Annotated in this window: 9 protein-coding genes and 3 pseudogenes; 4 read left to right on the top strand and 8 right to left on the bottom strand. The window is 60.4% G+C overall.

Features of this window, described 5'->3' with window-relative positions:
- The 3 genes and pseudogenes from AC0L28_RS33820 to AC0L28_RS33810 all read right to left on the bottom strand — a co-directional run.
- The coding region (locus AC0L28_RS33820; RefSeq protein ID WP_473482786.1) for an AMP-binding protein at window positions 1-2,732 on the bottom strand (2,732 nt) is incomplete at its 3' end.
- Between the two features lie 556 nt (window positions 2,733-3,288).
- Window positions 3,289-3,500: pseudogene (locus tag AC0L28_RS33815) on the bottom strand (helix-turn-helix domain-containing protein); the annotation flags it as partial.
- A gap of 316 nt (window positions 3,501-3,816) precedes the next feature.
- Window positions 3,817-4,464 (bottom strand): 4'-phosphopantetheinyl transferase family protein, encoded by a 648-nt coding sequence (locus tag AC0L28_RS33810; protein WP_473482784.1) that lies wholly within the window; start codon window positions 4,462-4,464, stop codon window positions 3,817-3,819.
- Between the two features lie 599 nt (window positions 4,465-5,063).
- On the opposite strand from AC0L28_RS33810, the pseudogene AC0L28_RS33805 reads away from it, so the two are divergent.
- Window positions 5,064-5,506 (top strand): annotated as a pseudogene (locus tag AC0L28_RS33805) (IS6 family transposase); the annotation flags it as partial.
- Between the two features lie 85 nt (window positions 5,507-5,591).
- Here the strand turns inward: AC0L28_RS33805 and AC0L28_RS33800 are convergent.
- From AC0L28_RS33800 to AC0L28_RS33785, 4 genes and pseudogenes are all read right to left on the bottom strand, one after another.
- Window positions 5,592-5,741 (bottom strand): annotated as a pseudogene (locus tag AC0L28_RS33800) (arsenate reductase ArsC); the annotation flags it as partial.
- 356 nt (window positions 5,742-6,097) lie between these two features.
- Window positions 6,098-6,472 carry a helix-turn-helix domain-containing protein gene (locus tag AC0L28_RS33795; protein ID WP_473482782.1) on the bottom strand — a complete coding sequence of 125 codons (375 nt, stop codon included), beginning with the start codon at window positions 6,470-6,472 and terminating at the stop codon, window positions 6,098-6,100.
- Window positions 6,357-6,629 (bottom strand): DUF1612 domain-containing protein, encoded by a 273-nt coding sequence (locus AC0L28_RS33790; RefSeq protein ID WP_473482788.1) that lies wholly within the window; start codon window positions 6,627-6,629, stop codon window positions 6,357-6,359. The genes AC0L28_RS33795 and AC0L28_RS33790 overlap by 116 nt, the downstream gene beginning before the upstream one ends.
- Window positions 6,630-6,845: 216 nt before the next feature.
- Window positions 6,846-7,217, bottom strand: a complete 372-nt coding sequence (locus AC0L28_RS33785) for a hypothetical protein (protein ID WP_473482780.1) — start codon at window positions 7,215-7,217, stop codon at window positions 6,846-6,848.
- A 330-nt stretch (window positions 7,218-7,547) separates the two neighbouring features.
- Here AC0L28_RS33785 and AC0L28_RS33780 point away from each other — a divergent pair, with 330 nt between their 5' ends.
- Complete coding sequence (locus tag AC0L28_RS33780; RefSeq protein ID WP_473482778.1) at window positions 7,548-8,069, top strand: hypothetical protein; 522 nt, start codon at window positions 7,548-7,550, stop codon at window positions 8,067-8,069.
- An 815-nt stretch (window positions 8,070-8,884) separates the two neighbouring features.
- Here AC0L28_RS33780 and AC0L28_RS33775 read toward each other — a convergent pair.
- Window positions 8,885-9,247, bottom strand: coding sequence for a cold-shock protein (locus tag AC0L28_RS33775; protein ID WP_473482776.1), 363 nt, complete (start codon window positions 9,245-9,247; stop codon window positions 8,885-8,887).
- A gap of 91 nt (window positions 9,248-9,338) precedes the next feature.
- Here AC0L28_RS33775 and AC0L28_RS33770 point away from each other — a divergent pair, with 91 nt between their 5' ends.
- Both AC0L28_RS33770 and AC0L28_RS33765 read left to right on the top strand, forming a co-directional pair.
- Complete coding sequence (locus tag AC0L28_RS33770) at window positions 9,339-11,237, top strand: ABC transporter ATP-binding protein (protein WP_473482774.1); 1,899 nt, start codon at window positions 9,339-9,341, stop codon at window positions 11,235-11,237.
- Window positions 11,224-13,116 carry an ABC transporter ATP-binding protein gene (locus tag AC0L28_RS33765; RefSeq protein ID WP_065007163.1) on the top strand — a complete coding sequence of 631 codons (1,893 nt, stop codon included), beginning with the start codon at window positions 11,224-11,226 and terminating at the stop codon, window positions 13,114-13,116. The genes AC0L28_RS33770 and AC0L28_RS33765 overlap by 14 nt, the downstream gene beginning before the upstream one ends.
- The last annotated feature ends 184 nt before the right edge of the window (window positions 13,117-13,300 follow it).

Genomic DNA, 13,300 nt, shown 5'->3' with positions numbered 1-13,300 from the left:
TTGAGATAGCCGCGCGCCACGCCCGCTCCGCCGATATAGAGCTCGCCCACCGCCCCGAACGGAACCGGCGCGCCATGGCCGTCAAGCAGATAAAGCCGCGTGTTCGCGATCGGACGGCCGATCGGGACATTTAGAGCCTTCTCCTGCATTGGACCCACAGTATAGGTAGCCGCAAATGTCGTCGTCTCGGTCGGACCATAGCAGTGAATGAGACGTACAGGGCCTTCTTCTCTCTGCAACCTTAGGAAGGCGGAGGGGTCATTCCGCTCGCCTCCACAAAGGAGGTATTTAAGTTGTGATAACGTCGGGGCAATCGATGACGTATAATGGTTGAATAACGCTGTTGTCAGAAACAGGGATGTCACTTTCTGACGTTCGAGCGCCTTGGAAAAACTCGATGCATCCAAGACGGTAGTGGCATTCATTACAACCACGCAGCCACCGTTAAGCAGCGGCGCCCACACTTCAAATGTGCTGGCGTCGAAGGCGGGATTGCCCGCCCAGGCTACACGGTCGCCGGCATCGATTGTCAAATATTCATTATTGATCGCGAGCCGGTTGACAGCACGGTGAGGAACAACAACTCCCTTAGGAAGGCCGGTCGAGCCGGAAGTGTACATCACGTAAGCGGCATCTTCGGCGCTCAATCTCAGCCCAGGATCGGTGCTCAGTTCTGCATCGGCCGCTAACGGCTCAATAGGCACGACAGGGATCGTCACCTCGGCGAGATCAACCCCCTTACTCTCGCCAAGAACCAGGCGTGCAGCACAATCAGCCATCAGCCATTCTTGTCGCGCGAGTGGAACAGCGCGATCGATCGGCACATAAACCGCGCCCGTCTTCAGAATGGCCAACTGCGCCACCACAAGCGTGACGGAGCGGTCCAGTAGTGTCGCAATGCGATCCCCGGGCTTCACCCCAAGCCCGATCAGATGATGGGCCAGCCGGTTGGCGCGGGTATTGAGCTCGCCATAGCTCAGCGCTTCGGCCTCATGCACCAGCGCCATCCTGTCGGGCCCCTGACGCACCTGCGCCTCGAACAGCTCGTGGATGCACTTGTGCGAGGGATAGTCCGCTTCCGTCCGGTTCAGCTCCTCCAAAAGGTAAGTCCGCTCCTCGGGCGACAGCAGCTCGATGCGGCCGACCGGCTGCCCGGCATCGGCAACCACATCAGCCAACAAGGTCTCCAAATGCCGGGTCATGCGATCGATCTGCTCCGGGGCCAATCGATTGGCATCGAAATGCCACCGAAAGCGGCCGTCGATGGCGCAAACCTCGAATGTCACCAGCTCGCCCGGAAGCGCTGCCTCGAATCTTCCAGTCGAAGCTGAGTTGGGACCGACAGAACTGTTTTGTGCCGCCATCGCCACACCAACCGGCCAGGGCCGTTGCGACCGCAGCGCCTCGAAATGGCGCAATGGCGGAGACCGACCGACAAGATCGCGCGCAAAGCTGTCGTGCTTGCTGAGATGAGCGATCTCGGCCGCGACTGCCTCGCGTGTTTGCTTGAAGTCCCATGCGAGATCGAGGGTGACTTCCATTGGCACGGCGGAAGCGATAACGGCCCCCGCCGCCTTCACCCTGGCTCGCGCCGGTTTCGGCGCGGGCCTCCATCCCAGTTGAAGATCTATCTGGCCCGAAACGAGGGCCAGATAGATCAGCCATGCCGTTAGCAGGTCTTCCACCCGATCGGCAGGGGGAAGCTCCGCCAGGGCATTCGACACTTGCCAGGAACTCGACTGCCAGGCCGGCGGCGCTTTTGGTGTGCCGGACGACAGGTAAGGCAGCTGCACAGTTTTGAACTGCTCAAGCCGTCGTCCCCAAAAGGCCTCCGAAGGCGCTATTTCTTCGTGGATGGCTGTCAGGCGTCGCGCCTGATCGTCGCTGAGGACAGGAAGGGCATCGCCTTCAGCCAGATCATTGCGGCTGGCCAGTGCTTGTGCCTCCAGCGGCTCACCGTCCAAGCTGCCAAACCAGACCTCGACATCGTGCGTACCCGTCGCCACACGCCAGTTGCTCGAATGGATTTCAAGCAGGCGGCCTGCCGCAAGGCCGGAGCGGCGAGGCAGCATCTCCAAGCGCCTGACGGCGACAACCTCTTGCCCTGCCAGCGCCTTGCACAAACACATCGGATTGGGGTAATACGGCCCAAAATCCAAGGCCCGCGCCATCGCCGACAGATCTTGCGCGGATCGATCCCAGCGCAGAATACCTGCCGCATCTGGCCGCTGGCGCTTGGGAAAATAGCTTCTGTCTTCCAGCGCCTGTGGACGGGTAGTGAGCTTGCCCCCCGCCAAGCCACCCAGCAGCTCGCGGAAGCCCTCGACGGCGGCTTCATGACATTTGAGGTTCAGGGTCAGCGCCGTTTCGGTAGGCGCAACCCGCACTTGGCGCTGAACCGCTATATCACCTGGATTAAACCCATCATCGATACAATGCCAGGTGATGGCATGCTCGCTCTCTTGCGCCAGCAGCGCCCAAGACGTCGCGTGAGTTCCGGCGTAGCGCGGCAAGGGACCATCATGATAGTTGAAAGCACCTTGACTGATCCGTCCCAACACATCGGCCGGCAAGATGAACGGATTGGCAACGGAAAAGAGCCACTCCACAGGCTCGCTCTTGAGGAAGCTCGACAGCTCTTCAACGCTTGACAGGCATGGGAGATTGGCGCGATCCGTCCAGTTAGCGAATGTCGCATCGGCACATAGCACCGCGCGAATATCGTGGCCCATCTCCATAGCCAGCTGCGCACAGCTGATCGCCAGCGTGCCGCCGCCGACAATAACGCTAGAACAAATTGGCCGCGCTGTAGCTTGCAGTCTACCATACCCGCTTGGCTCGCAAGCATCTGTGCGCATCGGAGGAGGTCGACGTACCATTTTCATCCCTCCGCCAAACCATCGAAGCGCATGACCTGCTTCCATCGAAGGCGCCCCGTCCGGCCTACCCCACCGGGCAGAAGCTGCTCGAAAGTTCCGTGCTGAATGCCGATTGAGTTGAGCTGGTAGCCTTCCGCGACGAACGACAGCGGCGTCTCGATGGACGCGAAGTGTTTTGGCGGAACCGCACCTAATAGTGCAGTATCTATGGCAGTGAATGGCATAAGTTGAACAAGCTTTATATGTCTGTGTTGGGCGGCGCGGCCGAGAGACCGCCATGGTCCTGCGGATGCTCCTGTCTCATAGCAATCAGCGTGCCACAAAGGGTGCAAAGCTTGGTTGAAAGAACGGAAGAACGAAAGCGCTCACCCGTGTGGGGGGAGTTGATGACGGCTTCGATAAAGCCGCCGGCGGCCGATGCCGGTGATGCGAGACCTACTTGTCGGGCGCCACGCCCTAATGCCAGCTCGTTAATCGTGACAATTGTCGGATACCGGCGACCCTTCTCGGGCCGCTGATATACTGCTGACTAAAGCCGGAAATCCCGGCAATCTGCTCCTGCGTCAGACGCTTCCTCTGCCTGATCTGATCGGTCGCGCAGATCAAGTCCCCTGGTCCGATAGCCTGACGGGGCAGAAAGCATTTCACGATCTATGATTCCATTTCCAATCGCAGGCACGCCTAATTTCCGTCGAATGGTCGAGGTTTGGTATTTTCGGAAGCACGCCATCGATTCGACGGAAGCCCGACGTCGTTTTTGTGGCGCGCGTCTGTGGTGTCGCCGGATCGGGTGGCTCCAGGCTTACAGGTGGGCCCTTGAGAGAAACAGACTGGCCGTCGAAGGGCTTCATCCCGCAGATCCTGCCGAAGGGGGGCCGGTCAGATCAATAGTCTCGCGTTAGCGCCGCTACCGCATCAGGTCAGACGTCGTCGAACTTCACACACGATCGCTTGAACGAAGGCTGCATTTAGACGACGCACGAGCGCTCAGATAGGCCAAACCCAAGACATTCCTTGATGGAAGGAGTTTAACTGAGAAGGAACAATTTGCTTTGGGCACGGCACCTGATCCGGCGCCAATGTCGATTTCAACGTCTTGAAATTCCAGTATTTCATTATGCGTTGGGCAATACGCTTTGTAAACCGCCTCCTTTAGGACAAAGAGGTCCCGCCGCCGAAGCAGGCGCAGGTCGTACATGCTTCGCTCCTTGGGCGTTGCGACCAAATCGATCAAGCCGTCCGGAAGAGGCTCATTGGGTTCAATATCGATACCGAGTGCAGCAATATGTTTCCTGTCTGCGACGGCGGCGGCGGCCACCGTGTCGTGATGAGCTAAGGATCCAATTACGCCGTCTGGCCAGATCGGAACACCAAGTCGAGTCTTCAGGATTGGCTTTGGCGGAAACCCCAGTTCGCCGAGCAGCGTTCGAGCGATGATCCTCGCGGAACCGCTTCGGCGACGGACCTTCGTAACAGCGCGCCCCAAGCCAGCAATTTCGGAAGGGAACAAGGCATCCTCATCGGCGGGCTGTATCCTACGAAGGCCGATGAGGATCTCCTGTTGAGCAAGCGTAACAGTCTCCATCACTTTGGCTCCTTAGCTACAATCGAGAGATTGTCTGACGTGCAGGCGCCGGGCCGCTTCGAGCGGCTAGCCCCATGTGTCAAATTTTGTCCTCGAGCAATTCGCGCCCGGCTTAGGTAGGCTCGATTCGAGGGCTCAGCGCCGATGTCCGATCCCAGTTCCGTCGACTTAGTTCGGATTGCGACCACCAGTTGCTTGAAGGGGCCTGAAGCCATTCATGACGCATCCGACCAGATCGAGCGGGCGGCTCTTCAGTCATGCCCGATCCGCTGCAGGTACCGTGCCAAAGGAGACTGCTTTGGGACAGTGTAATGGCTTCAAACTAACATGTCTTTTGTAATAGGCTAATCGGCCCGAAGCTGGGATTTTGGCCAACTTGCGGAACAATCCGAGAACATCACGACTTGTTCGCCTTGGCTTGGAGGAGCATGGCGACGTTTTCGGCGGCAAATTGGGGTCGGAACAAGAACTGTTCCCAGCAACACGCGGCTTTATCAACCAAAGACAGCTACGGCCGATTTGATGGTGATGCCGCCATCGGGACTTCGGCGCATCTGGCGTCCCGTGGCAGCGCGAAAGACACAGTCGGCAGTTGCAGCGCTGGCAGGAAACATGGGTTGTGGCGCGCCGTCGACCAGGATGGCTATAAGCTCGACTAGATCGTCCAGAACCGCCGCAACACCAAGGCGGCCAAGTGCTTGCGGACGCGCTGCTGAAGAAGCAAGGCGTCGTGCCGATACGCATGATCACCGACAAGCTGCACTCCATATGGAGCAGCCAGGCGACAGGTGATGCCGGAGGACGTCGAGCATCGGTCGCACAAGGGATTGAACAACCGGGCGGACAATGCACATGTGCCCCTGCGAAAACGGGAACGAATGATGCAAGGCTTCCACCAGGAGCACTGTAACGCTTCGTTTCGATCTTCTCGGCTCTGCGCAATCTCTTCGTCCCGCCCCGCTCAAAACGCTCCGCTCTCGCTACACATATTCACCGCCTGCAGGCCATGGCGGAATGGAAAGCCGTGGCCATGGTCAGCTGACATCAGCGGCCGCAGGTCTCAACGCGTGTATATGCAGACAGCGTGACATCCCCGTACTGGTTCATCGCCTTCAGAAGCTGAATCAATAGGGATGGACGGCGCCCTTCGGGTGCGAGCCTGCAGAGAAGGCCTCGAACCGGCCCTGGCCCTCCCTGTTGAGAATCGCTTGGGCCAGGATCGAGCGGGCCGAGTTGCCCGTCCAGAAAAACAGGACGTTGAATATCTGATCACTCAAGGGCGCCGCCTCCCTGACCGCTGGGTTGGCTGGCGCAGCACGGTGAAAGATGGGCGACCAGCGGCGCGCAGATCTCCGGGTGACCGCCGCGGCAATCCTTGACGAGGAAGGCGTTGAGGTCGCGCACCGCGTCAAGCTTCCCCGGTAGATGATCGACCGGCTTTGGCGTTCGGCATCGATCAGCCTCGGCCCGGCTGAGGATCCCGAGATGCGTCGACACCGTATTGTGCGGAACTGCCAGATGCCCGGCGATGTCCCCCGCCGGCAGCCCCTCCGGCTCGTGCTCCTTGCATTATCAGTCAGTTAATTCTTCCGCCATTGCGTGTGACGAGGGCATCAACCTCACGACGCTCGTCTCAAATCACACCCCACGCCCGAAACCTTCCTCTCCCGGTCATCTCGCGCAGGCCGAGCTCGCCGATAAGATTGAGCGCACCCTGTTTTGTCACTTTTAGCCGCTCCTGAACCATGCCGGTCGAGATCATCGGGCGGGACAAAACTAGCTCGACCAGGTCGGGCAGTTTCGAGCTGGCGCGCCGTTGTTTGAGCCGCCGTTCCATCTGGCTTTTCGCCATCACCAGCCGATCGTGTTCCTTCAGGCCAGCCAGCGCCGCCTCATGGATTCCGTCGAGTGAGGCCAGCAGCCAATCGCCGCGATTGCGCGCTCGCCGCCGCTCTCGTGGAATGCTTTTTGGCGCCGATATGCAGGCTGGCGAGATGGTTGCCGGCAAGACCCTCCTGCCGGAGCAGCGCGGCCACCAGAAGTGGCCCCAGCCAGGTGGCATGCTGCAGCACCTCGATGTCCGACCAGGCCTCGAGCAGGATCGCGCCGCGCAGGACGACCGGCAGATCGCGGGTCTTGGCGAAAACATCCTGCCATTCGGCCAGCCGTTCTTCTTCATTCCAGTCGAGATCGTAGATCAGATCCGGCCGATCACGGGTTGACGTTTCCCCTTTCGAGCAGGCACGTCGGCGCCGCCAAGAATCTTCGACGAGCGTGCCAGGACGGCGTCGATCTCGGCAAATTCTTTGGCCAAAAGATCGTCCTCAGCATCATCCCGACCGTCGGCTTCAACGGAGTTGGCTCCAGCCCCCTCTTGCCGGCTATTTTGTCCCGATGCCGGCATGGCGCCGCCGCGGCCGGTCAGGGCCAAAACCGTCGCGGCTGAGCGCGCAATCCGCCTTCTGGGAAAAACTTCGCCGGCGGGTCCGCAGCACCGCGTGCGCGCGGGTGAGTTCGTGGGTCGGGGTGCGGATGTCCATATGAGCGTCGTACAGCACAAGATCCTCAAGGTGGACGAGTTCGCCCTCGAGCCAGAGTGCTGCGGCCGCGTCGGCAAAGTTTTGGTGCTCGATGAAGCCTTCCCGGACCGGCGAGCGGGCCAGGCGCTCGTCGAGGCGCGCCAAAGTCTCGGCCGCACGGGCAATCGGCCCGAACAGGGCCTCCAGGGGCAAGTCTCGAATCGCGTAAGCCATTGTTTTCACGATGGCTGATTCGCCTTGGGATTTTCTCACTGATAAAGGACGATAATTGCCTCTATCGATAGTGATTGATCTCGTGACCCAAATCAGCCAGAATCGCCCTCCAGATTAGCAGCCAGCGAGCCCGTGAGCCTGTAGCGCGCTCGAAATGGCCCCGATTTCTAGTATTATCCTTCCCCAACTGATCTCCTGCGATGAGGCCGGTTTCACCGGCAATCGCATGCTTGACGACGATCAGCCGTTCTTTGCCTATGCCTCTGTCGACCTGGCTCTCCATGAAGCGAGTCGATCATTCGTGACATCCGAGTTCGGCACCGCCTCCAGATGAGCGAGTTGAAGGCTGCCAAGCTGCTGAAGCGGCCGCGCGGTCGCGCCATCATCTCCGAGATCCTTGAAAGGATCGATGGCCGCTACATTACAACGCTCTACAACAAGCGCTTGAGCCTTGCGGCCAAGTTCTTCGAATACATCTACGAGCCGGTGCTTCAACGCAACAACATGCTCTTTTACCACCACAATCTTCATCGGTTCGTGGCAAACTACCTTTACATGCAGATGATCGCTTCCGGCGAAGGCGCCGAGGAACTCGCTGTTCAGTTTGAGCGGTTCATGCGATCGCTGGACCCGGCCGACGCACCTTCCCTGTTTGGCGACGCCGATCCCCAGCATTTCAGCTTGTTGCTCGGACGTATCTTGCGCTTTGCACGCGGCTACAATGTCATCATTGCCCAGGAAACGCGGGGCCTTCAATTGACAGGTGATACCGGTAAGTGGGTGCTCGATCTGACGATCAGTGCCGTCACTGATCACCTGCGCGCCTGGGGCGAGCGCTATTCCTTGCTCTAGGTCGTCTGTGACGATTCAAAGCCGCTCCACGCACTTGCAAGCATCTACGATGGCATGGTGAATCGTCCGGATCCGGTCTACACCAAGGTTTTCGGAAAGCGCCGACGCCTGACCTGGAACATGCAAGCCGATCGTTTTCGCATCTTCAGCCGAGAATCCCGCGGTGCAACTTGCCGATCTTGTTGCTGGCGCAACCGCCGCCATTGCGGAGCCAGCAGGCCAAGGGCTGCCTCGAACGCGCATACGCCTGGCGACATCAGCACGATTGACGCGGCGAGCGCCTACGCGGCCGAGTTCGCTATCACTTCGTCTCCGCGCCATGGCGTCCGCTGCATCTCGGCCGAAGCCGCAATCGTCAGCGGCCTCTCGCGCGAAAGGCCCGAGGAGCTTCTTGTTCGCGTCGGGCTTAGCTGCAGTGCGGCCGATCGATGCCCGCACGCTTTTTCGGGAGGCCAAAGGCGGCCTGGCACGCGCGCCGCTCATGCTGCAGCCGGATCTGCTTGTCGCTGACGAGCGCCGGCGCTCGACGTTTCGATCCAGGCGCAGATCTGCCCTCCTTGCGACAACGCAAAGGAGAGCAAAAATGACCAGCACCATTAACCTCTACAGCGGCCAGCTAGGGCAACAATTTTGGTGGGTGGGTCTTTCGAGACAATGTCGATGCATACACCCAGGTAACGCCTTCGCACATGCGATATGCAATTTGTGCATTGCAATATCTGCGGCGATCAATATGATCCTGTTGTCGGGCCATCTACTCCTCCCAGATGCGATGCCCGGCGCTGAATGCGGTGCACCTCCTCCCGCGCTGCATTTCAAATCGAGCCCGCTGCCACCTCTTCCCGGCAGCGGGCTTTTTCTTTGTATGAGCGGCAATTTTGGGCCATGGCCAGTGTATTGGCTTCTAGGCGAGGCGAACGCTCCGGACTTCCAGGCCTTTCTTGCCTGCCCATATTCGACGAACACTTTCTGTCCCTCCACAGCGCGCTGAGCCCTGAGCGGGTCAGCTCGGTGGCATGAACGAAGACATCCTTCTCACCGTTATCGGGTGCAAGAAGCCTGGAATGCTTCACGGCCTCATGCTTGGCAAAACTCTCGCCTATGGCCATGTATGCCTTCGCCTCATCACTCATCAAAATACGATCGCGACGACCAACGGCTGCACGCCTTTCAGGCATAGTGCGATGCCGCCATTGGCCCCTTGAACGGTCAAGTCGGACACGCGTAACATCGCCATCTGAATTGAGTCTGCTTCATTCGTCCGGGCTAATGTCCGGATTGGTCTGGGTATTTCCCTTGCGTACGGATGCAACCAGCGGCGCGGCGAAGCGCGGCAAATCGTTTGTCCATGTGGCGGAAGCCTCCTGGGGCAAAGGCCTCAGCACACTGCTGCGTATCGTGCGACTGACGCTGCGCCATCCCTGGCAAGTCGCCATCACCATCGTTTCGACCTTCATTGCCGCGACGCTGCAGCTTTTCATTCCACGCTTGCTGGGACGCGCCATCGATCAGGCGCAGGGCGTCTTGACTGCTGGTGCTGGTCCTGCGGCAGAGCGCGCGCTGTGGAACACGGCGCTCACGCTGCTCGTCGTCAGCATCCTGCGCGGCCTCTTCACCATGGCGCAGAACTACTATGGCGAGGCCATCGGCCACCGGACCGGCTATGAACTGCGGCTGGCTTTCCATGAGAAGATCCAGCGCCTGAGCTTCTCCTTCCACGACCGGGTCCATACCGGCGATCTCATCACGCTCGGCCTGCTCGATCTCGACGGCGTGCGCATGTTCTTCTCCACCGGCATCCTGCGCGTCGTGCTGCTCGGCGTGCTGATCGGCGTCGGCGCTTATCTGCTGATCAGCACCGATCTCGTGCTCGGGCTGCTCAGCCTGAGCTTTGTGCCGTTCGTCGCCTGGCGGTCCTCGGTCACGCAGCTGGCGCTGCGCAGCACCTGGCTGACGTTGCAAGAGCGGCTGTCGGTGCTGAGCCGGGTGATGGATGAGAACCTCGGTGGCATCCGTGTCGTGCGTGCTTTTGCGGCGCAGCGGCATGAGCTGGAAAAGTTCGACCGCGCCAAGCAGGATGCGCTGGACCTCGCCAACCAGCGCGTCGGCATCCGCGTCAGCAACACCAGCGCTATGAACTTCTCGTTCCTCGCCGCCATGGGCTTGGTGCTTTGGTTCGGCGGCCAGAAGGTGATTGCGGGCCAGATCAGCGTCGGCATGCTGGCCCAGTTCCTCACCTTCATGACCATCTTGCAGATGCCAGTGCGCCAGCTCGGCCTGATGGTCAATTCATTCGCCCGCGCTTCGACCTGCGGCACGCGTCTGTTCGAACTGCTGGACACCGAACTCGATATCGAGGACGCGCCCGACGCCAAGGATCTTGTCGTCACTGACGGTGTGCTGCGCTTCGACAATGTCGGCTTCCGCTACGCGGGCGCTGGCCGTCCGACGCTATCCGGGATCTCCTTCGAGGCAAGATCCGGCCAAACCATCGGCATTGTCGGTCCGCCCGGCAGCGGCAAGTCGACCATCGCGCACCTGATCCCGCGCTTCTACGATGTGACGTCAGGTGCCATCACCATCGATGGCCAGGACATCAGCAAGGTCACGCTGCAATCGCTGCGCAAGGGGGTCGGCGTGGTGCAGCAGGACGCATTCCTGTTCACCACCTCGATCGAGAACAACATCGCCTACGGCAATCCATGGGCGCGCGAGACCCGCATCGGGCAAGCCGCCGAGTATGCCCAATTGCACAACTACATCATCGGGCTTCTCGCCGGCTACACCACAGTCGTTGGCGAACGCGGCGCGTCGCTTTCCGGCGGCCAGCGCCAGCGCCTGACCATCGCCCGCAGCCTGATGCTGCGGCCATCGGTGCTGGTCTTCGACGATTCAACTGCTGCCATCGACGCCGGCACCGAGCAACGGATCCGGGCAGCGATGAAACGCTTCGCCAAGGACCGCGTGACGCTCATCATCTCGCACCGGCTGAGTTCACTGATGCATGCCGACCAGATCCTGTTCGTGGAGGGCGGCCGGATCGTCGAGCGCGGCACGCATGAGGAACTGCTGGCGCTCGGCGGACGCTACCGGGCCCTTTACGACCTGCAGCTGCGGCCGGACGATGACCGACCCGTTGTAACGGAGCCGCGTGATGTCGACACATAGCGGCGACGAGAAGGAAGACACCAGCGGGCGGCCGACAAAGGCGGTCGTCGGCTCGCACCGCGACGAGGAAGAAGTCTTCGGCAAGGCCTATGATCCGCGCATCGTGCGGCGCATCTGGAGCTTCGTGAAACCCTATCGGGGCCGGATTTTCATCTCGGTCGCCGCGGTCCTGGTGTTCACGCTGACGCAGCTGGCGATCCCGCTGGTCATCCGCTACGCCATCGACCACGGCATGGCGGCGGGCAGGCTCGACCGATCGGTGATGATCTGGGCGACGGGCGCCTTCGCGACGATCATCCTCATCAACTACGGCGCCAGCTATGTGCAGGAGAGCGTCGTCGGCAAGGTGGCCGAAAACGTGCTCTCCGACCTGCGCCGCGCCATGTTCAGCCACCTGCAGCGGGTCTCGCTGAGCTTCATGGACAAGACCGAGGTCGGCCGGCTGATGTCGCGCCTGCAGGGCGATGTGAATTCAATGCAGGAATTCCTCGAAACGTCAGTGATGTCGGTGGGCGACATCGTGCTGTTGTTCGGCATCGTCAGCGTCCTGCTCTGGCTCGATTTCCGGCTCGGGCTGCTAACGCTGTCGACCATGCCGGTGCTGTTCATCGTGCGCCTGTTCTGGCTGCCGCGCGCCAAGGTCGCTTTCATGGCGGCGCATGAAACCAATTCGATCGCCAACGGTGCGCTGGCCGAAGGCATCCATGGCGTGCGCACGGTACAGAGCCTGGAACGCCAGCATGTCAATTTCGATCTTTATGACGAGAAGGTGCTGGCCAATCTCAATGCCCATCTGAGGTCGGCCAGGTATGCGCAGGTGATGGTGCCGATCGTCGACACGCTGACCGGGTTCGCCATGGCGATAGTCATCGTCGTGGGCGGCTCCATGGTGCTGTCGCGCAGCCTCGACGTCGGCGTCATGGTGGCGTTCCTGTTCTACATCCAGCGCTTCTTCGACCCGATCCGCTCGCTCACCATGCAATACAGCGTGATGCAGCGCGCCATGGCTTCGGGCCAGCGCATCTCAGAAGTGCTCGACGTGCCGGTGGACGTCAGCGATAAGGACAATGCTGTTAAGCTGTCGCGCGACATGGACGGCTCGGTCGAGTTCAGGAACGTCACCTTCGGCTACCGGCAGAACCTGCCGGTGCTGAAGAACGTTTCCTTTCGCGTCAACCCGGGCGAGACCGTAGCACTTGTCGGCCCGACCGGATCGGGCAAGTCCAGTTCGATGGCGCTGGTGCACCGCTTCTACGATGTCTGGTCGGGTCAGGTCCTGGTCGGCGGGCACGATGTGCGCGACCTGACACAGGATTCGCTCGGAGAGCAGGTGGCAATGGTGCTGCAGGAGCCGTTCCTGTTCTCAGGAACGGTGCTGGAGAACATCCGCTATCATAAGACCGGCGCCAGCCGCGAGCAGGTGGTCCGCGCCGCACTGGCCGTCGGCGCGCACGAGTTCATAGAGAACTTGCCCGATGGCTACGACACCGAACTCGAGCAGCGTGGCGGCAATCTCTCGCTCGGCCAGCGCCAGCTGATCAGTTTCGCGCGGGCGCTGGTGGCCGACGCCAAGATCCTTGTGCTCGACGAAGCCACGGCCAGCATCGATTCCTATACGGAGATGCTGATCCAGAAGGCGCTGATAAAACTGCTGGAAGGCCGGACAGGGCTGGTTATTGCCCATCGCCTGGCCACCATCCGCGGAGCCGACCGAATCATCGTGCTGCAGAACGGCGAGATCGTCGAAAGCGGCAACCACGAACAGCTGATGGCAAAAAAAGGCCTCTACGTCCGTCTCTACAACATGAACTACGCTTCGTTCGACGACATTTCCGAGGAAGAGATGGGAATGGACGCGGCCGTCGGCAAAGCGACGTGAGCAGGCCTCGCGGAGCCGGACAGATAGCCCCTGCCGCCTTCTGCTAAGTGGAAGTAACGACCGTGCACAGAGATTCTGACTCTCTGGCGTTGGCTCTGGGAGGCGACGTATTGGTGATAGAAACCCCACCGCCGCCGAAGCCGTAAATCGCCGTCCTGCACTTCGCCAGCATGAGCGGGGACGC

The sequence above is a fragment of the Mesorhizobium sp. WSM4847 genome (genome assembly GCF_055811335.1).
The sequence above is the reverse complement of the archived record's forward strand: the minus strand, read 5'-3'. Positions and strand labels throughout refer to the sequence as shown.